The organism is Roseibium sp. (assembly GCF_965233565.1).
In the GTDB taxonomy this organism is placed as follows: Bacteria; Pseudomonadota; Alphaproteobacteria; order Rhizobiales; family Stappiaceae; genus Roseibium.
Window position 1 is genome coordinate 3,516,218 of sequence record NZ_OZ247494.1, and the last position, 20,991, is coordinate 3,537,208.

Sequence of the window (20,991 nt, forward strand, 5' to 3'; positions counted from 1 at the left end):
AGGAGCGGAAAAATGGAGCCAAAGACAGAACTTAATGATGATGAATTTATCGGGTTTTGGGTTCGTTGTTGTCGGGACACATTGAAGTGGTCGCAAGAAGCATTGGCGGAAACTAGCAGCATTGATGTTCGCACTATTCAGAGAATTGAGGCGGGTAAACGAGCAAGCGTTACGACGAAAGCTGCTTTGGCAAAGGCGCTCGGCTATGAGGAAAATGTTTTTGATAATCCGATGTGGTTGGTCAACTCAAGGAAGCTGATTAATGAGCTGCAAAAAGAGATTGTCTCACAGAATGAAGAGGAGTTTAGGCAGAAGTTCCCCAACCATGTTTTAGTAAAAGTGGAGAAAGTAACCTTAGGCATCCAGATAGGAAATCTATGTGAGTGCGAGGCGTACTTTAATGAACCTGATGCGGATCTAAGCAAGGAAGCCATTAGAAAAGCTGCAGAGCTTTTTGATTGTCTCCGCGATTATGGCGATTGCATTGATGTGATGTCATTTTCAGACAAAACGGAGATGTATGAGCTATTTGATGAAAAGATTGCAGAGCTTCATGACTTGGGTGCAGCCCTGTATGTTGGCCAAAGGGAAACTCGCGTAGTCGGTGAACTTTGGAAGGATAAAACGCCAATATCCCTAAACATAGGCTACCTGTTTGTAATGGACGCCGACAAAGAGATATTGTCAGAGGTGCTGGTTCCTCGACGCCTGTCATAACGGCGTCAAGCCTAAAAAAGGGCCCAAAATCTAAAATTGAGGGAGACAAATCTGACGCCGGGGGCGGAGACGAAAATGTCTATGGCAGGGAAGTCAGGAGTGTCTTACGAACTAGACATTCAGTTCATTTAGCACGAACAGGTCTATTAGCACACAGCACTACGTAGACGTCCTGGACATATTTGTCTCCCCATGGGCGCCGTTTGGCGTCTTGTGAATTCGAAACAGACTGCGCATATTCGAACCATGACAAAGCAAACAGACAAATCATCAACGAGCGCCAAGGTAGTGCAACTTCCGGTGACGCGGAAGGAAAAGCGGCGAGCTGAAGATAAGTTCGGCACTCAAGTGATGAAGCATGGTTATACGATGCTCCCTAATTTGCTGTTGCAGGCGCAGGGACGATTGGAGATTAGCCATGCTGAATTCAATGTTCTGGTGCAGCTCGTGTTCCATTGGTGGGATGCTGATAAAGACCCCTACCCTGCCAAGGATACGATTGCGCGTCGTATGGGCTTAAGTCCCCGTCAGGTGCAACGGTATCTGACAAAGCTGGAAGACGCCGGTTTCATCAAGCGGATTGAGCGCTTTTCCGGGAAGAATGCGCAAATAGCGAACGCATATTCGCTTGATGGTCTAGTTGAGAAGCTCAAAGCGATTGAGCCAGAATTCAGGAAAGTCGCTGAGCAGAAGAAAATTAGGCAGAGAAAGGTCGAAACCAACTCTGCATAGTTCCACGATGTAGCTCAATGGATAGAGCCCTCGCTGTCTGATGAAATCCTTGGTCGCGCTTGGAGAGTAGTAGTGAGGAGATACGGGTTCAAGTCCCGTCGTCGTGCCCACAACTCGAAAAAAACCGGCAGGTCCCGAAATAAGGACCACAGCTCCTCATTTAAGTACTCCTCGAAAAGGAATTTGCATTTGGAGGGTTTTTGAAGAAATGGAGATCGTTACGCAATTTTTTCAAGCCCTAAAGTCGCCTCGCACGGCTTTGGTCTTGGCTGTATTCAGTGGGTTTCTGTTATTTGCTCCTTTTGATTGGGTTGGAATTTCTCAGCCTCAATTTACCAAAGACTATCAGACGCAAATTTTCGTTGGATTTGTTTTCGCTTGTCAGGGCGCCATTTCGCGCTTTAGCAAGGCGAAAGCGGAATGAGGACGCCTTTTATTCACTAAACTTGGAAGAGCTCTGTGTTCTTTGGGCCATGACACAAGAGGGAACGAAAACACTGAAAGCCGACTACAACAATCCCGTTATGATTTCTCTTCGACAAAAAGGGTGCCTCGGGCTCTTGACCGGTCCGCAAAACTTAATTGAAGCACACCACTTCATGCCGAATGCTCTGTTTAATCTGGTGAAAGAAAAAGGCTACGAGAGGTTCCCAGTTGAATTTAGGAATTCGGGAAGTTTCCAGAGCGAAGTACGGGAAATTTTTGACCGCTCCACAAATTGGCGACGTTGGTAATTTTTCTAAGCTTTCTTGTCGACCTTGCTCCGCCCCCTCACACCACCCCCGCCAGAAAATCCATCGCCGCCTGAACTCCGCCCTTGCCATGGGGAATGTCAAGCTTCGTGAGACCCAGCTCGATCGACGACAAGGTGCCAAGCAGCATCACCGCGTTGACATGACCCATATGGGCGATGCGGATGCCTTTGCCTTGCAGCCCGCCAATGGTGCCGCCGATGGTGACGCCGCAGGTTTCCTTGGTGAAGGCGCGCAAGGCTTCTGCCTCGTTGCCGTCAAACAGCGCCACGGTGACACTGTTGGAGCGGGCATGCGGGTCGGTGATGTTGAAGCGGAGCGCGCCGCCCTCGGCCCAGACGGCGACCGCGCGCCGTGTGGCTTCGGCCAGCAGGGCGTGCCGGTGCCAGGCTTTTTCGAGGCCTTCGTCGAACAGCAGTTCCATCGCCTTTTTAAAGGCGAACAGCATATGTTCGGGCGGCGTGCCGCAATATTTCTGGTAATGCACTTCGCCCTGGCGGAAGGTCCAGTCGGTATAATGGGTCTTCAGGTTGGCGGTTTCATGGGCCTTGTCGGCCTTCGGGCCGGCCGCGATGAAGGAAAGACCCGGCGGGCACATCAGGCCCTTTTGGGACCCGGTCAGGGCGAGGTCGACGCCCCAGGCATCCATTTCGAACGGCACACAGCCGAGTGAAGCGATCGTGTCGACCATGAAGAGGGCGGGATGGCCGGCCGCGTCGATCGCCTTGCGCAGGGCGGCAATGTCGTTCCAGACGCCCGAGGCCGTGTCGATCTGCACAACCAGGATGGCGGTGATTTCGTGCGCCGTGTCCGCCCTCAGCCGGGCTTCGAGAGCGGCCGGGTCGACCGCCTTGTCATAGCCGCCCGGCAGAACTTCGGCTTCAAGACCCATGACACCGGCCGCTTCCCCCCAACCGGTGGCGAAAAGCCCGGATTCCAGCACAAGGATCTTGTCGCCCCGCTTCAGAGTGTTGGAGAGCGCGGCATCCCAGGCGCCATGGCCGTTGGCAGCGTAGATGTAGGTTTTGCCCTCTGTGCGGAAGAGGTGTTTCAGCCGCGTCAGGCAATAGTCCGTCGTCTCCAGCAGCGGCCCGTCATAGATGTCGATGGCCGGCTTGTGCATGGCCCGCAGAACTTCTTCCGGAACGTTGGTCGGGCCGGGGATCATCAGAAATTCTTTGCCATTGCGCAGCGTCATGGCGGGTCCTCGTTTGAAGGGCGGTGCGTGAAGGGCCGGTGGCCGGAAGAGGATGACCCAGGGCAGGGTCAGATCGAAAATTGCCCGCAATTCCACGTTCGTCAAGCCGCCGCAACGGTAGTTGACTTTCTGTGAACGCCAGGGGCGGGGGGCAATCTCGAATAACTGGTGATTTCTCGAACTTGGCGAGCCACGGCAATTGCCAGGCATTTGCGCGCGACGGTAAGGTTGGCCAAGTCGTTGGAAACTCTGAAATTTGCGATTGCATATGGGTTGCGGCGGTCTGCCCTGTCTCACAGCTGCAAAGAAAATGTCTTGTTTCCGTTAAGTAAATTCTCCAAGTTAGAAATCAGATCTCGTCGTTTAGGCGTTGCTGCATGATCCTGGTTGAAGAAGGTCAAAGCCCGATTGTTCTGTGCCTGCCTCACAGTGGCACGGACCTGCCGAACGCTGTCGAAAAGCGCCTGAATGCGACCGGCCGCCTGCAGGCCGATCTCGCCTGGCGTCTCGAGCGTGTCTTTGATTTTCACAAAGAGCTCGATGTGACCGTGCTGCGGTCGTCTGTTTCGCGTTATGTGATCGATCTGGACCGCGATCCGGAGACGCCGGTCGACAGGGCGATGAACCCGGCGGAGGCGCTGTGTCCAGCGACAACGCTCGACGGCAAGCGCATCTACCAGGACGGCGAAGAGCCCGGACCGACGGAGATCGAGCAGCGCACGCTGCTGTTTCATGCACCGTTTCACAAGGCGTTGCGGCGCCAGGTTGACCGTCTGCAGCGGCAGCATCGCAATGTCATCATTCTCGACTGCCAGTCCATGCGCTCCCACATCAAGGGCGTGACGGAAAATGGCCTGCCGCTTGTCAGCATCGGCACCCTGGGTGGAAGTTCGTGTGATCCGGACCTGCGCAACACCCTGGTCGGGTCGTTCAAGGGGCAGCAGGGCTACACGGTCAGCGTCGATGAACAGATGCGGGGCGGTTTCATCAGCCAGAGCTTCGGCCGGCCGGATCGCGGTCTGCATGCGGTCTCGGTGTTGCTGGCGCAGCGATCCTACCTGCGCCATGAATCGCCACCTTTCGAGCCGGACAAGACCCGCCTCACGCGGCTGCGCGCCGTGCTGGTGGAGGCCATGACCCGTCTGGTGGACTGGACGGGCATGGGCGGCGCTGGTCCCATTGAGCCGGATTCGTCGGGAAAAGAAGCGCCATTGGAAGAACCCACAGAGAAGGCTTCTCAGGGTGAGGAGGCCTCACCTCCTGAACAGCTGGATACCACTTCCGCGACCGCCGACGACGTCGAAAAGGCGGAGATTATTCCGGTTGATCCGATGACGCTGACCAGGGTCAGCCAGTCCCAGACGGGCAAGGTCGAGGATGGCCCTGTGACGCCGCTGCTCGTTGCCGAATAATTCCAAGGCTTAGCAAAGCCGCGGGCCGCGGCTTCATCAAACGACATTCTTTTCGATGATTGGCCTGCCTGCCGACAGCCGTTCGATGGACAAGGGCGACAGGTCCAGGGTCTGGTAACGGCCGGTCGCGATCATTTCGGCAAGGCCTCTTCCGACCGCAGGGGACTGCTGCAATCCATGACCGGAAAAACCGAGTGCAAGATGGAACCCGGGAAGGTCCGGCACCGGCCCGATGAAAGCGTTGTGATCAAAAAGGTTCATGTCGTAACTGCCCGCCCAGGCCGCGCCCGGCTTGATCGCCTCGAAGGCCGGAACCCGCGCCGCCAGGGTCGGCCAGATGTGGTCTTCGAAGAGACTGTAATCGACGTCGAAATCAGAGCAGTCCGGGTCCCTGTCCGCTGGGGGCGCCGAACCGCAGATATAGCCCGTCCCTTCCGGGCGCACATAAGTCCCGGTCGGGTCGATCAGCAGTGGGAAGCGCTCGAGTTGGTCCCGGCATTCGAAGGTAAAGACGCAGCGTTTTCTGGAGACGACCGGCACGTCGAGGCCTGCCTGGCGGCAAAGTTCGGCTCCGCCGGACGCCCCGGCGCAATTGACGACAACAGGCGCGCTGAACGTGTCTCCGGTTGAAAGCTGCACCTGCCAGTCCTCACCGGTCCGGCGCACCGAGGCCCGGTCGGCCAGATAGTCGACCCCAAGGGAACGGGCCTTCTTGCGGAAGGCCTGCATCAGGCCGTAGCCGTCGAACCAGCCCTCACCGGTCAGGCCGTGGCAGCCGGCGGCAAGGTCCGTTACGTCCAGCCAGGGAAACTTGGCTTTCAGCTCGCTTGCATCCAGGTAACCGATATCCGCCCCGAGGTCCTGCTGGAGCTGATGGTTCTCCTGAAGGATCTCGAGCTTGTCCGGCGTGGCCAGAAACAGGTACCCGCCTTCGTGAAGGTCGATCACCGGACGGTCGGTATCGACGGCTAGCGTCGCGCCGATGTCTCTTAAGAAACCGATGCCATAGAGCGAAATCTCGATATTGATCGCGCTGGAGAACTGCTGGCGGATCGAGGCGGCAGACCGGGCGGAGGCGCAGGTCTCATAGGCGGGGTCGGCCTCGATGACAACGATACGGCCGTCAAAGTCGTCGCGCATGGCCAGGTGGCAGGCAACGGCGGAGCCCATGACGGCGCCTCCGATAATGACAACATCCGCAGTCCGGTCCGACATGCCACCTCCCAGGTGTTGAAATCGCGCTCTGAATCAAGTACGGGCGGTCAAACCGCCCGCAACGAGTCTCATGTGCCGTCGTTTCAGAAAAACGCCTGCAGGCCGGTCTGGGCGCGGCCGAGGATCAGCGCGTGAACGTCATGCGTGCCCTCGTAAGTATTGACCGTTTCCAGGTTCTGGGCGTGCCGCATCACGTGATATTCCTCCTGGATGCCGTTACCGCCATGCATGTCGCGGGCCTGGCGGGCAATGTCCAGGGCCTTGCCGCAATTGTTGCGCTTGATCAGCGAAATCATTTCCGGCGCCACCTTGCCGGCATCGAACAGCTGACCGACCCGGAGCGCGGCCTGAAGGCCGAGTGTGATTTCGGTCTGCATGTCGGCCAGCTTCTTCTGGAACAGCTGGGTCTGGGCCAGCGGCCGGCCGAACTGTTCCCGGTCGAGACCATATTGGCGCGCGCGGGTCCAGCAGTCCTCGGCAGCACCCATCGAGCCCCAGGCAATGCCGTAGCGGGCGCGGTTGAGGCAGCCGAACGGGCCCTTCAGGCCGGAGACGTTTGGCAGCAGAGCCTCTTCGCCGACTTCCACGCCGTCCATGACGATTTCACCGGTGATGGAGGCGCGCAGTGACAGCTTGCCGCCGACCTTGGGGGCGGTAAGGCCTTTGGTGCCCTTGTCGAGCACGAAACCGCGAATGGCGCCGTCATGCGCTTCGGACTTCGCCCAGACCACGAAAACATCCGCGATCGGCGAGTTGGAGATCCACATTTTCGAGCCGGTCAACCGGTAACCGCCGTCGATCTTTTCTGCGCGGGTGCGCATGCCGGCCGGGTCGGAGCCTGCATCGGGTTCGGTCAGGCCGAAGCAGCCGACAAATTCGCCGGTCGCCAGCTTCGGCAGGTATTTCTGGCGCTGTTCTTCCGAGCCATAGGCATAGATCGGATACATGACCAGCGAGGACTGGACGCTCATCATGGAGCGATAGCCACTGTCGACACGCTCGATTTCGCGCGCGACCACACCGTAGGACACATAAGAAGCCCCGGCGCAGCCATACTCTTCCGGCAACGTGACGCCGAGCAGACCGAGTTCGCCCATCTCGTTGAAGATCGAGCGTTCGGTCTTTTCTTCCCGGTAGGCTTCGATAATGCGCGGCAGCAGCTTGTCCTGGGCATAGGCGCGGGCCGTGTCCTGGATCAGTTGCTCGTCTTCGCCCAGCTGGTCGCGCAGGTGAAACGGATCCTGCCAGTCGAACGTGCCGCCGCCGGCAGGCGCGGACTTGATATTGGCGGGTGCATTCATGATCTTGTCTCCCGAAGCCTTATCCGATCCAGGCTCTTGGATTGCAGCCCAAATGGCCGCAGGTCATTCTGTTTCTTCCAATGTCGCCGCAATTTTGTTTGCAGAAAAGCGAAACCTCTTCCATCATTCATGACGAAATGGAATGAACTGAAAGAAGTCTATGAGACGCGCCTTTGTCCCGCCGGCCGATACGCTGATCGCCTTTGAATGTGCTGCCCGGCACCTGTCCTTCACACGGGCCGCCGAAGAACTGCATCTGACACAAGGGGCCGTTTCCAAACAGGTGCGCCACCTGGAGGACAGGCTGGGCGTGGAGCTGTTTCGCCGTGTCCGGCAGCGCATTGTGCTCACCGACGCGGGCCGTCTCTATCTGCATGACATTCGGGGCGCTCTGGAACAGATGACGGCGGCGACACGCCAGGTCATGTCCTATGCCGGCAGCGCCGATGTTCTGAACCTCGCAGTGCTGCCCACCTTCGGCACGCGCTGGCTGGCGCCGCGGCTGGCGGAGTTCGGCCGCCGGTATCCGGATGCCGGCCTGAACCTGAGTGTGCGGCTGCAACCCTTTGACTTCGACGAGGAACCCTTTGACGGCGCCATCCACCATGGCGACCCTGTGTGGGCGGGCGCGATTGCCGAGCAGCTTTTCGACGAGGAAGTCATCCCGGTGGCCTCGCGGGTCTTTCGCGACCGACACCAGATCCGAAAGCCCGCCGATCTCGCCCGGGTGCCGCGCCTGCAGCTCGCCACCCGGCCTCTGGCGTGGCGGCAATGGTTTGATGCTGCCGGCGTGGAAACGGATTCGGCTTTTCAGGGGGCGCGGTTCGAGCAGTTCGTAATGATATCCGAAGCAGCCATCCATCATGCGGGTGCGGCCCTGATCCCTCGGCTCTTCATCGAGGCGGAACTTGCCTCTGGACGGCTGGTGCGCCTGTTCGACCTGTCTCTGGCACAGCAGACCGCCTATTACTTCGTTTATCCGGAAGGCCGGACCATGCGGCCGGTCGTGGCAGCCTTTCGTCAGTGGTTGATGGAAGAGGCCCGCACGGCCCGTGCCGGCCGCGAGACCATGTTGCCGGGCTAAAAGATCTTGAGGACACGACTTTGGAAAAGCAGCATCTGCGCCTGATCCTGAATGGCAAATCCGCCTCCAGAAGAGATGTCCGTGCTGCGGTCGATGCGGTTCGCGGCATGGGACATGACGTCTCTGTCCGGGTAACCTACGAAGCCGGAGATGTTGGCCGAATTGTCGCCGAAGCCCTGGCCGACCAGGCGGAGTTCCGGATCGACACGCTGGTCAGTGCCGGCGGCGACGGGACCTTGCATGAAGTGGTTGACGCGGTACTTCAGCACGTGCCCGCAGGAGACCGGCCTCCCTTTTCTTTCGCCGTCCTGCCGCTCGGTACCGCCAACGATTTTGCCCGGCACATTCGTCTGGATCCGAATGACATTCCGGGCTGCCTTCGCTTCGCCGCAAGGGCGACGGCCAAGCCGATGGATGTCGGTGAGGTCAATGGCTGCATTTTCGTCAATATGGCGACCGGTGGCTTCGGCACCCAGGTCACCGCCCAGACCGATCCCAACCTGAAGAAGGTTCTGGGGGGCGCCGCCTATCTGTTCACAGGCCTGCACCGGTTTTCGGAACTCGCGGCCTGTGAAGCACGCGTGGAGGCAGAAGGGTTTTCCTGGCAGGGGCAGTTCCTGGCCCTCGCCGTCGGCAATGGCCGACGGGCCGGCGGCGGCATCAGGCTTTGCCCGCGGGCCAAGCTCGACGACGGTTTCCTCGATCTGACCATCGTTCCCTCTCCCGAAAAGGGCAAGGCGATCGATCTGCTGTCGACGTTGCTGGAGAGCGGGGTTGATGGTCTCAACGACCACATCATCCAGCGCAAGGTCCGCAATCTGACCATCGAGACGGCGGACCAGGTGCAGTTCAATCTGGACGGCGAGCCGATAACCGGAACCTCCTGGCAGATCGGCATCCGCCAGCATCAGATCGACATGAAGCGGTGAGGCTTGAAAACCGTCAGCAGATGCGTTTCAACCAGCCGTCGGGGGCAACGGAAATCTGAAGTTTATGGTCGATTGTCTTGTCTATCTCAAACTGCGGATTTGATTTCAGGAACTCGTGGACTGCCGTTTTGGCATTGTCTCCTGGACCCCAAGGCCGATCGGGGAACATTTCTGCTGGCAGATCTTCGATAACTGTGTCGAAGACAACGCAGTAGCTGCCTTTGCTCGCAAGGGACGCATAAGCATTCAGTTCTGCCAGGACGTGATCATGCGTGTGGTTGCTGTCAAGACAGACGAGAATCTTCTCATGTTTTTGGGCTGCTTCGTGCACCTGCGATATGATGGCGGAATCAATTGAGGAACCCTGAATCATGTCGATGCGGGACGACATCGGATGCGCTTCGATTGCTGCCCGGTTATGTTCTCGAATATCGATGTCGACACCCAGCACGCGCCGCTTTGGGTTTTTTGGGTCGACCACACCGCCGGTTTCCACCGCATCGCAATAGTCAAGCATGGCAAGTAAAGAAGCGCTCAGGATCAGCGATCCACCATGTGCAATCCCTGTTTCGATGATGAGATCAGGTTTGACATCCCAGACAACCTCTTGAAAGGCGACCATGTCCTGCGGATATTGTATGATTGGCCGACCTAGCCATTCGAAATGGTAGGAGTATTTAGCAAAATTTGCTTTTTTTAGCCAATCCAACGAGCAAAGGATGAGTTCGGAATTCTCGCCCATGCCCTTGATCTCTTGTTGGCATTCCGATTTGAACTTGAGGTAATTCTCATCCACGTGACTTTTCCCTTATCTTGTATGTAATCGCATGACAAGCGTTGGATGGGGCTTCAAGTGCCCGGATCTTTTGGAGACGCTGGTATACCAACAACTGTCGTGCCTTCTGACACGTTCTTTGTCACGACGGCGCCCGCGGCGACCGTGGCGCCAGTACCAATCAGTATACGAGGCAAAACCGTAGCGCCTGTCGCAATGAAGCAGTAATCTTCTACAACGATTTCGCCACACAGGGTGGCTGAGGGAGCGAGATGAACTCCGTCTCCAATTCTCGTTTCGTGATCGACGATTGCTCCGTGATTGAGAATACAGCCATATCCGATACAGGCTTCACTGGCGACTACAGCCTGCGCGAATACCTGGCTCCCAGCACCGATCTGGGCAGTTGTGGAGACCGTCGCGTCTGGGTGAACTACGGCTGGTGTTCGGATCCCATGTTGATTGAATAATTTGAGAATCTCCGTTCGGATGCGCCCATGACCGCCTCCGATTGCGACAAATCCGTAAAGACTACCGCCAGGACGTTTGTGTAGGAAGGTTTCAAAACCATTTCTTCCATAGTGCAGCGGCAGGTTTGAAAGCGCAGGCTGCGCCGCCGTATCATTGTCGAACAACGCGATCGGTTCATAGCCGGTCAACTGAAGCAGTTCGCAAAGTACTTTTGCGTGTCCCTTCGAGCCCCAAATGACCGCGTTTTTTTGAAGTTGGTCTAGCGCTGGCATGAGATTAGGACTTTTACGACACGTTCCATTTCTGCCGCGGTAAGGTCATGAAAACTAGGTAAGTTTATGGCCCTATTTGGGATGTCCCATGCATTTTCATTAGAAGGGATTGGCGAAAACATTGGCAGCGAGGATAGCGGATGAAAAAAGACTCTTGCATCAATGTTCTCGCTTGCGAAGGCGTCCAGTAAGGTTTCCCGCGTAACCTTGACCTCTCGATCGAACACGACGTTTGGCATCCAAGCGCCATTGACTACATGTTCAGGTTCCGGGTTCAAAGCGAGTTGATGTTGCCCTTTGAGAAGCGATCGGTAGATGGCAAGAATTTCTCTTTTACGTTCGACTAAAACGTCAATGCGCTCAAGCTGACCCAATCCGATTGCCGCTTGAATGTTAGACATCTTATATTTAAAGCCAAGCTCATCAGGCCAAAACTGCTTGTTTTGGACTCGCGCACGACCGTGATTGGAGAGCGTCAGGACCTTTTCATATAGGTTGGGGTCGGAAGTTACAAACATGCCGCCTTCGCCCGTTGTAAGCGTCTTCGTTCCGTGAAATGAAAATGACCCGAAAATCCCAATAGAGCCTGCGTGCAGGCCCTTATACTGACTGCCGATGGCTTCGGCCGCATCTTCAATTAACATTAAATCGTTTGAAGCGGCAATCTGCCCAAGGCGATCCATTTCACAGAGATTTCCGTAAAGATGCACGGCAAGAATCGCTTTTGTGTTTGGCGTTATTGCTTCTTCTACTCGTTCCGGATCTAGGCACCAGCTTATGGGATCAATGTCAACGAATACTGGTGTCGCTCCAAGATGGACTATTGGCGCGACAGATGCGATCCAGTTCGTATCGGCAAGAATAATTTCGTCGCCGGGACCTACACCCAAGGCTGCTAATCCCATGTGGATTGCACCAGTACAACTTGAGGTCGATATCGCGTGAGAAACGCCGAGATGTTGCGCAAAGGCAGTCTCGAATTTGTGAATATAGTCATAGCACTGTTCCCCCCAACCATTTTGAGCGGCATCAGTTGCATATCCAACTTCCAAGTCAGTTATGGATGGCTTGGTGTAAGCAATTCTGGAATTCATGAGATCGACATCTCCGGAACAAACGTCACGAACTGTGTACCGTCAGCAGCGAGCGATGCATTCTGCTTGCGGACTTCCTCGGCGATGTTCCAGGGCAGAATGATCAGGTAATCCGGCCTGTTGTCGCCAAGAACTACCGGTGGCAATACGGGAATATGGCTCCCGGGAAGCAACTTGTCCTGCTTGGCCTTGGCCGCATCGCAGACGAAGGGCAGAAGATCAGGCCCCACACCGGCGAAATTCAACAGCGTGTTGCCCTTTGCAGCGGCCCCATAGCCGGCAACTGTTTTTCCATCCCGCCTGGCGTCCAGAAGAAATCTCAGAAACTGGTTCTTGATGTCTTCGGCGCGTCGCTGGAAATCGGCATAAAATTCCGGCGTTTCCATGCCGCGGCTTTTTTCCTCGGCAAGCAGAGTAGCGACGGATGCCTGCTCCGTGTGACTGCTGTCCACCCGAGACCCATAGATCCGAAGGCTGCCGCCATGGGTCGGCAGTTCTTCGACATCGAAGACCCTGAGGCCGGCAATTTCAAAAATGCGTTTTACGGTTCCGAGAGACAGATAGGAAAAATGTTCGTGATAGACCGTGTCGAACTGGCAGAATTCGACCAGGCGCATCAGATGCGGAAATTCCAGCGTGACCACGCCTTCCGGCTTTAGCAGCTTCGCAAGCCCGCGCGTGAAATCATTGATGTCGGGCACATGCGCATAGACATTGTTGCCGATGATCAGATCGGCAGACTGTCCGCTCCCGGCAAGTTTTTTGGCCAGGGTTTCGCTGTAGAATTCCTGCAGGACCGGCACGCCAAGCGCTTCAGCCGCTGCCGCGGTGGAAGCCGTCGGTTCAACACCCAGACAGGGAATGCCGGCCTCGACAAAGTTCCTCAGGAGGTAGCCGTCATTCGACGCCACTTCGACGACAAAACTTTCTTGCGTCAGGCCAAGCCGCTGCCGGATCATCTCCGTATAGGTGGACGCGTGCGCAAGCCATCCTTTTGATGTGGATGAAAAATAGGCGTAATCCTTGTCGAACAGGCTGTCGGCCGCCGTGTAATCCTGTGTCTGAACCAGGAAACAGCCGTCGCAGACCATGAGGCGCAGCGGGTAGGTGATCTCGGGTGCGGTCAGATCCTCGGCCACAAGATAGGCGTTGGATGGCGGGGCATAGCCGAGATCTAGGAATTGCCGGGACAGTTCGGCTCCGCAATGGCGGCAGGTCTGAATCATGAAATCGGCTCTAGCTTGGCAAGGGGCGGCATGTTGTTGTCGCGGTCGGACAGGCTCGCGATTTCCAGCGGCCAGGCTATGCCGACTGCGGGATCGGCGTGATGGAAACCGCCCTCATGTTCCGGGCTGTAGCTGTCGGAGTGAAAATAAAGCAGCTGCGCATTCTCCGACAGGGTCTGGAAACCGTGAGCGAATCCTTGCGGGACATAGATCATCCCACCGCCATCTGCTGTCAGCGTGACCGAAACCCATTGTCCGTAGGTTTCGGAGTTCTCACGCAGATCGACGATCACGTCGAAGACGGACCCGGCCATGCACTTGACCAGCTTGGCATCGGCCTTGGGTGGTCGTTGAAAGTGCATGCCGCGAAGCGTTCCTTTTTGCACGCTGTGGGAGACGTTGCACTGCGACCAGATGTCCGTGAGCCCGTGCTGGCGGAACTCTTCCTGGCAGAACAGACGCGCGAAAGATCCGCGATGATCGCCGCGGCGTTCCAGGTCGATAAGATAGGCGCCGTTGAGCGAAAGTGGCGTGAAGATCATTTGGCGGCCTCGAAGGCTGCGATCTGAGTTTGCGTCATTTCAATCGGGTCGGCGCCAATTTCAACCTGGTGATACCAGTGGACTGTCTTTTCGATCGTGTCCTCGAACCGCCAGACCGGGGCCCAGTCAAGCTCGCTACGGGCCCTGTCGATGGACAAACTGAGGCGTCCTGCCTCGTGCACCGCGTCAGGGTCGGATGCATCGATCCAGTTTCCGGGCCAATGGCGGACAATAGCATCGGCCAGGCTTCCAACAGCATGAATATCGGCCGGGTCCGGCCCGAAATTATACCCTGACTGGAAAGCGCCATCTGTAGCCCGATCAACTTTCTTGGCAAGAGTCAGATAGCCTTCAAGGGGATCCAGAACGTGTTGCCAGGGGCGGATAGAGGCCGGGTTGCGAATCTCGATGGTCTTGCCGTCTCTGAGTGCACGGATGATGTCCGGTACCAGGCGATCCTCCGCCCAGTCGCCACCACCGATGACGTTACCGGCGCGCGCTGTTGCGATCTTCAGGTGATTACCACCAAAAGACCTGCGCCAGCTGGCGGAGACCAGCTCGCAGGCTGCCTTTGACGCGGAATAGGGATCGTGACCCCCCAGAGGATCAGTCTCGCGATAGGCATAGTCCCATTCGTTGTTCTCATAGACCTTGTCGGTGGTTACGACCACGGCCGTGACGGGCCTGTCCAGCTGCCGCAGGGCGTCGAGCAGATGCACGGTGCCCATGACATTGGTTGACCAGTTACCGACCGGATCGCGATAAGACCGGCGCACAAGCGGCTGGGCAGCAAGATGAAGAACGATTTCCGGGGCAAAGGATCTGATTTCAGCGGCGAGTGCCGCGGCATCCCGGATGTCGACAAAGGCACCTTGCATGCGCTGATCGAGCTTTAATTGCTGGAAGAGGTTTCGATCGCCCTCTGGCGGCAGAGCAATGCCGAAAATCTCTGCGCCACGGGCCATCAGCAACTCGCTGAGCCATGAGCCCTTGAAACCTGTGTGGCCCGTGATCAGGACCCTTTTGCCATGCCAGAACCCCATTGCGCCCTACCAGATCTTCCAGGGTGCGGTGCCAGACTGCCAGAGTTTCTCCAGCTGGTTCTTGTCCCTGAGTGTATCCATGGCTGCCCAGAAGCCGTCATGCTGGTAAACGCCAAGCTGGCCGTCCCTGGCCAGGCTTTCCAGCGGGTCGGATTCCCAGGGCATGTCGTCTCCATCAATGCGTGAAAGGACGGATGGTTCACATACAAAATAGCCGCCGTTGATCCACTGGCCGTCGCCCTGGGGCTTTTCAAGGAAGCGGGTTACCTGACCATCCTCGATTGCCAGCGCACCGTACCGTCCTGGTGGCTGAATGGCCGTGACAGTGGCTTCCAGCCCGCTGGCCCTGTGCTGTTTCACCAGTTCTTCGATCCGCACATTGGCAACCCCGTCGCCATAGGTCAGACAGAAGGTGTCGTCGATATAGTCAGCCACGCGCTTGATGCGACCGCCCGTCATGGTGGCCTCGCCTGTATCCACAAGGGTCACTTTCCAGGGCTCGGCCTGCTGGCGGTGCACTTCCATCCTGTTTTCGTCCATGTGGAAGGTGACGTCGGACATGTGCAGGAAATAGTTGGCGAAATATTCCTTGATCACATAGCCCTTGTAGCCGCAGCAAATGACAAATTCGGTGATCCCGTTGGCGGCATAAATCTTCATGATGTGCCAGAGAATGGGCCGGCCGCCGATCTCGATCATCGGCTTGGGTTTCAGGTGGGACTCTTCGCTGATCCGGGTCCCGAGCCCGCCTGCCAGAATGACTGCTTTCATACTACACACCTGAATGGCTCGACGGGATCGGATCTGAGTGGCGGCTGCCGGCTTCCTTGAACAGAAACGATTGCATCAAGCTGTTATAGCGATTGAGGCGCCGTTTCCCGGAACACGTTTGTCGCCATGTCTTGTTGTTTCGGCGTCTATCTAGCAAAGGCCGACCAGTCTGCAAACAGAATTCAATTTGGATCTGCTGCCCGAGCCGGAGAAACATCCCCGGAAGCCGTCTTAAAAAGGTCCAGTGAACGGGGTCGGTCAGGGGCGTGCGAAAGTGGGCTGCAATGAGGTAATTCGACCGGTTGGCGCGGCGTTTGGGCAGAACAAATTGTTGCCTGGGTCAAAAGCGGAAGATATGTGGGTGACCCAGAAATTGGTCTTGATACCTTGCGCCGGCATTGGAACGGCGTCGTTGAGCGTATCAGGCAAAACAGGGTTCAAGTTGGCGTTCGAATAAGCATGGATGAATACGACCTACGCAATTGCTTGAAGTATTTCCCTCAACTCGTCGGGATACGCCCGAAGAAATACCTCTTTGTCCACATTCCCAAGAACGGCGGCATGTCCATTCGCCACGCGGCGCAGTTGGAAGGCAGGATTACAATTGCGAACCGTCATCGCCTGAAATCGAAAAAATATGCCGACATGCTGCGAAAGACCATGTCGGAAGCCAGAGCCCACCCTGGATTTGAACATGCACGACTGAAGGATATCAACACCTGGGTTCTTCGGTCGCACATTCCGTTCGCGATCGTCAGAAACCCGTGGTCTCGTGTTTTTTCGCGCTTCATGTTTGCCATTCAGACACGGAATTGGGACTTCGAGGAGACTTGCAACAAGGCCGGCTTCGAGGCGTTTCTGGAGGAACGTCATACCTGGGGCGACATGGATTTCGCCTGGCACAGGGCAGTCAGAGGCTGGCACCAGCAAGTGGATTATTTGCGGACTGACGATGGTGACATCATTCCGAACATATTGCGCCAGGAAGTTCTGTCAGAGGACGTGAAGAGGTTTTTCGATCTCAGGGACGAGCTCGAAAAAGTAAATGTCACCAAGGGTCCGAGAATGAATTACAAGGACTTTTACACCGACAGAACAATCCAGGTTGTCGCAGACTGGTACGAAGCGGATGTTGCCACCTTCGGATTTGATTTTGACAGGATGGCGACAAGAAACACGCTATTTGGCGCGGAAGCAGTCTGAGGAACCTGCGGTCATTTGCGAATTCTGAGCCGCCGCAAGATATGATCTTCCAGGTCGTAACGCGTCTTGACGCGGGAATCCCGCCAGAGCCTGCGAAACAGCTTGATTCTGGTTGAGCGCGAAACGCCGGGGATCTTTTTGACGACCTTGTAGCAGCCATAGGTATAGCTGAATCTCTGGCGGAACTTGTTGTACAAGCTCTTGGCGCCGTATTTTTCGAATGAACCGGACCCTTCAATGAAGATATATTCGGCGTCTTCGGCCCAGACCGCCTTGTCCCGCATGACCAGTTCGGCAACGGCGTAGGAAGCAACGCACCAGGCAAACGGATACTCGTTCCACCTCTGAATCATGATGTCCGCGCCACCTTCAGAGCGAAACAGTCCGTAACACCACTCTGCAGGAAATGCCAAGCTTCTCGGGACCACGCCGTCAGACAGGCTCTTTGAATACTCGAAGATGATCGGATCAGGGTGCAGCAACCTGCTGCTTTCGCCGTTCACACGGCGAACGGTCGGTCCCGCGAGCAGTTTTTCGGGATGGGCGTCCAGAGCGGCGGTCAGCGCGGAAAGGAAATTCTCGCTGGAGAAATCGTCACAGGCGCGAAGGCAAAAATACTCCGCTCTGGTCTTTCCGATATCCATGCAATGCAGAAAATTCTCGACGGCGGACAGATGCTTTTCGTTGCTGAGCAATTCAAAACGGCTGTCTTTCGCGCAATAGTCCTGTGCGATCTGGTTGGTCTCATCCGTGGACTTGTTGTCGACGATGATGGCCTTGAAATCGGCAAGGTCCTGTCTGGCGATGCAGTCCAGGCTTTCCCTCATGGTCTTCGCACCGTTGTAGATCGGAAAAACCACGGCAACTTTTGCTTTTTGCACAGGGACACCTTGAGATATTTGGAGGAAACGAACTGCTCTGCCGCGCATTGTCCTGACGTCTTGCGGCCCGCCCACGTTTCTGCCGGTTCAGAATTCAGCGTCCTTTTAGACGCTATTGTCCCGAAAAGTCGAGTGATATAAGAGCGCCGAACCGGGGCGTTCCGCCAAAACGAACCTCATCAACGAAAGTGCACTCAAGGTCTAGTAATGACGACAGGTGAAGCCGATTTTTTGTCCACGTTTGGCTTGTCCGCCCCTCCCGCCGTCCAGGTCGAGCCAGGTCAGGTCGTCGTCGTGGTCCTGGTCTACAACGAGATGCTGCGGCTTCCGGCGTTTTTGAAACACTATCGAAACATTGGGATTGAAAAATTCATTTTTGTCGACAACGCCTCGGTGGATGGCACCGCGGACTATCTGAAAGCCCAGGCGGATGTGGTCCTGATATCCACGCAGAAGCCTTTCAAAAGCTACAAGTCGACGGGACGAGAGCTCATCGCCGACACGTATCTTGCAGGACATTGGGTTCTGTTTCCGGATGCGGACGAGCTGCTGGTCTATCCCGGGTGGCCGGACCTGAGTGTGCCGGAACTGGTCGAGTATCTCCAGGGACACGGGTTCGAGGCTCTGTTCACGACCATGGTGGACATGTATGCCGAAGGGGGCCTTTCGGAAATGAACTATGCTTCAGGGGATGACCTGATCGAGGCTTGTCCCAATTTTGATCCGAACGGATATCGCTTCAATCCGCTGAAGGGCAGTCATGGCAAGAGGTTCGAGACGCCGGTGCGCCATGTCTTCGGCGGGACGCGTGAACGCATCTTTCACACCGAAGCCAAGCGCAGCAGGACCGCGCTGGACAACCTGATCATTCGCCTCTTCTTCTCCATTCGCTCAAAGGCGCCGGCAACCGGCTTTCGGCGCAAGCTGGACCGGCTGGTTCTCAAGCTGATCAAGAATTCACTGCCGGATCCTGCCGCGGTTCAGAGCAAGGTCCAGTTCCTCAAATGGAAAAAGGGGCTGAAGTTTTCCGGCAGCGTTCACAATGTGCGCCAGAATCTTGAACTGGCACCCGACTGGGCGGCCCTGTTGCATTTCAAATACCTGAACGACTACGCATTGAAGGTTGCCGAGGCGCTGGAGCGAAAACAGCACACGGACAATTCGGGCCACTACCTGGACTACCACAAGCAACTCGAAACGCTTCAGGCGCAGGGATTGTCCTTTGAGGAAAGCCAGCGATTTGAAGGGGACCGGTCCTTGCTGGCCTGTGGCCTGATGCGCGAAAGCCAGCTGCTGAAAACCTGGCGCAGGAACGCCAAATCTTAAGTCTCTGCCAGGGCCCTAACGCGCTGTCGGGCTTGAGAGAAGGCCATCATAGGCTTTCACGACGCCGGCCTCAGAATATTGGTCCGCCAGTTTTGCCGTACCACCTTGCACCAGAGCCTGCTTCAGGTCCGGACTTGCAAGGATCCGGGAGATCGAAGCAGTCAACGCATCCACATCCCCACATGGCGACAGCAATCCGTTGACACCGTCATCGATGAGCCAGCTCGGGCCCGGTGAGGCTGCTGCCACCACGGGCAGGTCTGCGTTCCAGCCTTCCAGCACGATGTTGCCGAGCGGTTCTTCGTCTGTGGGACAGAGCAGGATGTCGGCCGCTTTCAGGAACGGCGAAGGATCGCGCTGCCAGCCGAGAAAGTGGACCCGGTCTGAAACACCGAGCGACCGGGCGAGGGCCTTGGTCTCTTCCAAGAGCTCTCCGTCGCCGATGAGCCAGGCGTGAACGTTGTCCGGCAGCCCTGCCACCGCCTGAACGGCCAGGTCGAAGCGCTTGCGCCTGACAAAGCGTCCCAGATGGATCAGCACGGTGGCGTCTTCCGGGGTGTCGAAATCGGCCCGGTTGACCGGGGTCAGATCTGTGGGAAGCGGATCGACGAAATTGCTGATGACATGGGCCCGGGCTTCGGGCCAGCCCATTTCGACGGCCTGGTGGATGATGTCCGGGGTGTTGCCGATCAGGTCCTGAACATTGCCATATGTGTGAAACCCGTCCGGCCAGTCGCCGAGACGCAGGAACGTGCGCATCTCCGGTCCCGGTGCCGGCAGCCACTTGCTGGCCGGGCTCATCCAGCCCATGGTCGCGGTGGCGCCGAATTTGCGGATCTCCCGGGAAATACCCCAGCGCACGAAATGGCGTTTCAGGTGGGACCGGCTGAAGCGCAACTCCCGCACGTCGCAGTGTTTGGCCAATTCGTCCCGCCAGGGCCGGTCCGGACGGATGAAGGCGATCTGGTCCACGCCCTTGCGGGCGAGCGCGCCGGCAAGGCGCACGAAGAACTTCTCCGCGCCGCCATCCACGCCCAGGTGAATATGCGCCAGCTTTTTCAGCTGCATCGGCTGATCAGTTGCCATCGATCACGTCGTAGTAATTATGGGCGCGTCCCATCAGGCCGCGCAGGTTGCCGGAACCTTTCATCAGGCGGATCAGGCCGTAATAGTAGAGTTTCTCGCCGCGTTTGCGGGCGAATGGCTTCAGCACAAAGCCGATGATCGTTGCCAGCGCGCCGAAAAACATGCGCCGGAAGCTCTTGGGAATGAAATGCAGCGCTGCCTTGAGCCGGCCCTCACGCAACACGATGTTGAAGGCGCCGGAGGTTGCCGCCATGTGCATGCGGCTGAGCAAGCGGCCTGTGGTCACGCGCGTCGCCGGGATGTCTTCCTCGACAATGGCATCATCGACCCAGATCATTTTGGCGCCTGCTGCATGGGTGCGGCGGAAGAAGTCGATGTCTTCGCTGCCGAAGGTCAGCCGTTCGTCGAAGCGCATGCCAAGGCCGTCCCTTGCGACGATCCGGCCGCTCAGGATCACATTGTTGGTCGGCGCTTCGGTGATCACCGTTCCCGTCGGGCGGGGTTTGAGCAGCTGCGACTTCCACCAATGCGGTGCCGGTTTTTCGTAGATCCGGCGCACGGGACCATTGCCGACCTCGGCCTTGTGGTCGCGGCAGGCCGAAATAAGTTTTTCGATCCAGTCGGGTTCAGCACGTTCATCGTCGTCGATCAGCGCGATCCAGTCCGGCCTGTGTTCAAGGGCGGCTTCCAGGGCGGTGTTGCGGGCAAAGGGAATGCCGCGGCGCTTTTCGTGATGGAAGAAGACGGGCAGGGACAGGCGATCCTTGACGGCTGCAGCCGCTTCGCCGGTGAAATGCGGCTCCGGATCATTTTCCACAACCACGATCGACATTTCCATATTGTCGGGTTCGATCAGGTTGTCGAGGCTTTCCAGGCAAGCCTGCAGCATCTTCGGCCGCTGCGCGGTGCAGACGGCGATGACCAGTTTCTGGGTCATGCGGGGATCTCAATCCTTCCATTC

Annotated in this window: 20 protein-coding genes and 1 tRNA gene; 8 read left to right on the forward strand and 13 right to left on the reverse strand. The window is 57.0% G+C overall.

Annotation, left to right across the window (positions count from 1 at the left end):
* Window positions 1–12: 12 nt before the first annotated feature.
* From ACO6TG_RS16235 to ACO6TG_RS16245, 3 genes are all read left to right on the forward strand, one after another.
* Window positions 13–717 carry a helix-turn-helix domain-containing protein gene (locus ACO6TG_RS16235; RefSeq protein ID WP_422374148.1) on the forward strand — a complete coding sequence of 235 codons (705 nt, stop codon included), beginning with the start codon at window positions 13–15 and terminating at the stop codon, window positions 715–717.
* Between the two features lie 246 nt (window positions 718–963).
* On the forward strand, window positions 964–1,449 hold the full coding sequence (locus ACO6TG_RS16240) for a helix-turn-helix domain-containing protein (protein ID WP_422374149.1): 486 nt from the start codon (window positions 964–966) through the stop codon (window positions 1,447–1,449).
* Between the two features lie 3 nt (window positions 1,450–1,452).
* Window positions 1,453–1,559 (forward strand) — tRNA-OTHER (locus ACO6TG_RS16245).
* 661 nt (window positions 1,560–2,220) lie between these two features.
* Here the strand turns inward: ACO6TG_RS16245 and ACO6TG_RS16250 are convergent.
* Window positions 2,221–3,399, reverse strand: a complete 1,179-nt coding sequence (locus tag ACO6TG_RS16250) for a pyridoxal-phosphate-dependent aminotransferase family protein (protein ID WP_422374150.1) — start codon at window positions 3,397–3,399, stop codon at window positions 2,221–2,223.
* 377 nt (window positions 3,400–3,776) lie between these two features.
* Here ACO6TG_RS16250 and ACO6TG_RS16255 point away from each other — a divergent pair, with 377 nt between their 5' ends.
* On the forward strand, window positions 3,777–4,811 hold the full coding sequence (locus ACO6TG_RS16255) for an N-formylglutamate amidohydrolase (RefSeq protein WP_422374151.1): 1,035 nt from the start codon (window positions 3,777–3,779) through the stop codon (window positions 4,809–4,811).
* Between the two features lie 36 nt (window positions 4,812–4,847).
* Here ACO6TG_RS16255 and ACO6TG_RS16260 read toward each other — a convergent pair whose 3' ends face one another.
* Entirely contained in the window at window positions 4,848–6,026 is a 1,179-nt protein-coding gene (locus tag ACO6TG_RS16260; RefSeq protein WP_422374152.1) for an NAD(P)/FAD-dependent oxidoreductase, read from the reverse strand.
* Window positions 6,027–6,109: 83 nt separating this feature from the next.
* Window positions 6,110–7,327: an acyl-CoA dehydrogenase gene (locus ACO6TG_RS16265; RefSeq protein WP_422374153.1), complete on the reverse strand. Its 1,218-nt coding sequence runs from the start codon at window positions 7,325–7,327 to the stop codon at window positions 6,110–6,112.
* Between the two features lie 160 nt (window positions 7,328–7,487).
* Here ACO6TG_RS16265 and gcvA point away from each other — a divergent pair, with 160 nt between their 5' ends.
* Together gcvA and yegS are read left to right on the forward strand one after the other, a co-directional pair.
* Window positions 7,488–8,411, forward strand: coding sequence for a transcriptional regulator GcvA (gene gcvA, locus ACO6TG_RS16270; RefSeq protein WP_422374154.1), 924 nt, complete (start codon window positions 7,488–7,490; stop codon window positions 8,409–8,411).
* A gap of 20 nt (window positions 8,412–8,431) precedes the next feature.
* Window positions 8,432–9,340 carry a lipid kinase YegS gene (gene yegS / locus ACO6TG_RS16275; protein ID WP_422374155.1) on the forward strand — a complete coding sequence of 303 codons (909 nt, stop codon included), beginning with the start codon at window positions 8,432–8,434 and terminating at the stop codon, window positions 9,338–9,340.
* A gap of 13 nt (window positions 9,341–9,353) precedes the next feature.
* On the opposite strand, the gene ACO6TG_RS16280 is transcribed toward yegS, so the two are convergent.
* From ACO6TG_RS16280 to rfbF, 7 genes are all read right to left on the reverse strand, one after another.
* The gene (locus ACO6TG_RS16280) at window positions 9,354–10,082 is read right to left on the reverse strand and encodes a cephalosporin hydroxylase family protein (RefSeq protein ID WP_422378895.1); all 729 of its coding nucleotides are present in this window, start codon (window positions 10,080–10,082) and stop codon (window positions 9,354–9,356) included.
* A gap of 107 nt (window positions 10,083–10,189) precedes the next feature.
* On the reverse strand, window positions 10,190–10,858 hold the full coding sequence (locus tag ACO6TG_RS16285; protein WP_422374156.1) for an acetyltransferase: 669 nt from the start codon (window positions 10,856–10,858) through the stop codon (window positions 10,190–10,192).
* Window positions 10,846–11,952 (reverse strand): DegT/DnrJ/EryC1/StrS family aminotransferase, encoded by a 1,107-nt coding sequence (locus tag ACO6TG_RS16290; RefSeq protein ID WP_422374157.1) that lies wholly within the window; start codon window positions 11,950–11,952, stop codon window positions 10,846–10,848. Before ACO6TG_RS16290 ends, ACO6TG_RS16285 begins: the two co-directional genes overlap by 13 nt.
* Window positions 11,949–13,178: a class I SAM-dependent methyltransferase gene (locus ACO6TG_RS16295; RefSeq protein ID WP_422374158.1), complete on the reverse strand. Its 1,230-nt coding sequence runs from the start codon at window positions 13,176–13,178 to the stop codon at window positions 11,949–11,951. Before ACO6TG_RS16295 ends, ACO6TG_RS16290 begins: the two co-directional genes overlap by 4 nt.
* On the reverse strand, window positions 13,175–13,720 hold the full coding sequence (gene rfbC, locus ACO6TG_RS16300) for a dTDP-4-dehydrorhamnose 3,5-epimerase (protein ID WP_422374159.1): 546 nt from the start codon (window positions 13,718–13,720) through the stop codon (window positions 13,175–13,177). The genes ACO6TG_RS16295 and rfbC overlap by 4 nt, the downstream gene beginning before the upstream one ends.
* Complete coding sequence (gene rfbG, locus ACO6TG_RS16305; RefSeq protein WP_422374160.1) at window positions 13,717–14,763, reverse strand: CDP-glucose 4,6-dehydratase; 1,047 nt, start codon at window positions 14,761–14,763, stop codon at window positions 13,717–13,719. The genes rfbC and rfbG overlap by 4 nt, the downstream gene beginning before the upstream one ends.
* A gap of 6 nt (window positions 14,764–14,769) precedes the next feature.
* Window positions 14,770–15,534 carry a glucose-1-phosphate cytidylyltransferase gene (rfbF, locus tag ACO6TG_RS16310; protein WP_422374161.1) on the reverse strand — a complete coding sequence of 255 codons (765 nt, stop codon included), beginning with the start codon at window positions 15,532–15,534 and terminating at the stop codon, window positions 14,770–14,772.
* A gap of 357 nt (window positions 15,535–15,891) precedes the next feature.
* Here rfbF and ACO6TG_RS16315 point away from each other — a divergent pair, with 357 nt between their 5' ends.
* The gene (locus ACO6TG_RS16315; protein ID WP_422374162.1) at window positions 15,892–16,737 is read left to right on the forward strand and encodes a sulfotransferase family 2 domain-containing protein; all 846 of its coding nucleotides are present in this window, start codon (window positions 15,892–15,894) and stop codon (window positions 16,735–16,737) included.
* Between the two features lie 11 nt (window positions 16,738–16,748).
* Here the strand turns inward: ACO6TG_RS16315 and ACO6TG_RS16320 are convergent, their stop codons facing one another.
* Window positions 16,749–17,618, reverse strand: coding sequence for a glycosyltransferase family 2 protein (locus ACO6TG_RS16320; RefSeq protein ID WP_422374163.1), 870 nt, complete (start codon window positions 17,616–17,618; stop codon window positions 16,749–16,751).
* Window positions 17,619–17,825: 207 nt separating this feature from the next.
* Here ACO6TG_RS16320 and ACO6TG_RS16325 point away from each other — a divergent pair, with 207 nt between their 5' ends.
* Window positions 17,826–18,944 carry a glycosyltransferase family 2 protein gene (locus ACO6TG_RS16325; RefSeq protein WP_422374164.1) on the forward strand — a complete coding sequence of 373 codons (1,119 nt, stop codon included), beginning with the start codon at window positions 17,826–17,828 and terminating at the stop codon, window positions 18,942–18,944.
* A gap of 15 nt (window positions 18,945–18,959) precedes the next feature.
* On the opposite strand, the gene ACO6TG_RS16330 is transcribed toward ACO6TG_RS16325, so the two are convergent.
* Entirely contained in the window at window positions 18,960–20,030 is a 1,071-nt protein-coding gene (locus ACO6TG_RS16330; protein ID WP_422374165.1) for a glycosyltransferase, read from the reverse strand.
* Window positions 20,020–20,967 (reverse strand): glycosyltransferase family 2 protein, encoded by a 948-nt coding sequence (locus ACO6TG_RS16335; RefSeq protein ID WP_422374166.1) that lies wholly within the window; start codon window positions 20,965–20,967, stop codon window positions 20,020–20,022. The genes ACO6TG_RS16330 and ACO6TG_RS16335 overlap by 11 nt, the downstream gene beginning before the upstream one ends.
* Window positions 20,968–20,991 lie beyond the last annotated feature (24 nt).

Excerpts from the sequence above, each read along its gene's own strand:
- ACO6TG_RS16260 (WP_422374152.1), bottom strand. The coding sequence starts at position 6,026 with ATGTCGGACCGGACTGCGGATGTTGTCATTATCGGAGGCGCCGTCATG.
- ACO6TG_RS16285 (WP_422374156.1), bottom strand. The coding sequence starts at position 10,858 with ATGCCAGCGCTAGACCAACTTCAAAAAAACGCGGTCATTTGGGGCTCG.
- gcvA (WP_422374154.1), top strand. The coding sequence starts at position 7,488 with ATGAGACGCGCCTTTGTCCCGCCGGCCGATACGCTGATCGCCTTTGAA.
- ACO6TG_RS16235 (WP_422374148.1), top strand. The coding sequence starts at position 13 with ATGGAGCCAAAGACAGAACTTAATGATGATGAATTTATCGGGTTTTGG.
- ACO6TG_RS16335 (WP_422374166.1), bottom strand. The coding sequence starts at position 20,967 with ATGACCCAGAAACTGGTCATCGCCGTCTGCACCGCGCAGCGGCCGAAG.
- ACO6TG_RS16290 (WP_422374157.1), bottom strand. The coding sequence starts at position 11,952 with ATGAATTCCAGAATTGCTTACACCAAGCCATCCATAACTGACTTGGAA.
- ACO6TG_RS16295 (WP_422374158.1), bottom strand. The coding sequence starts at position 13,178 with ATGATTCAGACCTGCCGCCATTGCGGAGCCGAACTGTCCCGGCAATTC.
- rfbF (WP_422374161.1), bottom strand. The coding sequence starts at position 15,534 with ATGAAAGCAGTCATTCTGGCAGGCGGGCTCGGGACCCGGATCAGCGAA.
- rfbG (WP_422374160.1), bottom strand. The coding sequence starts at position 14,763 with ATGGGGTTCTGGCATGGCAAAAGGGTCCTGATCACGGGCCACACAGGT.
- ACO6TG_RS16325 (WP_422374164.1), top strand. The coding sequence starts at position 17,826 with ATGACGACAGGTGAAGCCGATTTTTTGTCCACGTTTGGCTTGTCCGCC.
- rfbC (WP_422374159.1), bottom strand. The coding sequence starts at position 13,720 with ATGATCTTCACGCCACTTTCGCTCAACGGCGCCTATCTTATCGACCTG.
- ACO6TG_RS16280 (WP_422378895.1), bottom strand. The coding sequence starts at position 10,082 with ATGGGCGAGAATTCCGAACTCATCCTTTGCTCGTTGGATTGGCTAAAA.
- ACO6TG_RS16265 (WP_422374153.1), bottom strand. The coding sequence starts at position 7,327 with ATGAATGCACCCGCCAATATCAAGTCCGCGCCTGCCGGCGGCGGCACG.
- ACO6TG_RS16255 (WP_422374151.1), top strand. The coding sequence starts at position 3,777 with ATGATCCTGGTTGAAGAAGGTCAAAGCCCGATTGTTCTGTGCCTGCCT.
- ACO6TG_RS16330 (WP_422374165.1), bottom strand. The coding sequence starts at position 20,030 with ATGGCAACTGATCAGCCGATGCAGCTGAAAAAGCTGGCGCATATTCAC.
- ACO6TG_RS16250 (WP_422374150.1), bottom strand. The coding sequence starts at position 3,399 with ATGACGCTGCGCAATGGCAAAGAATTTCTGATGATCCCCGGCCCGACC.
- ACO6TG_RS16240 (WP_422374149.1), top strand. The coding sequence starts at position 964 with ATGACAAAGCAAACAGACAAATCATCAACGAGCGCCAAGGTAGTGCAA.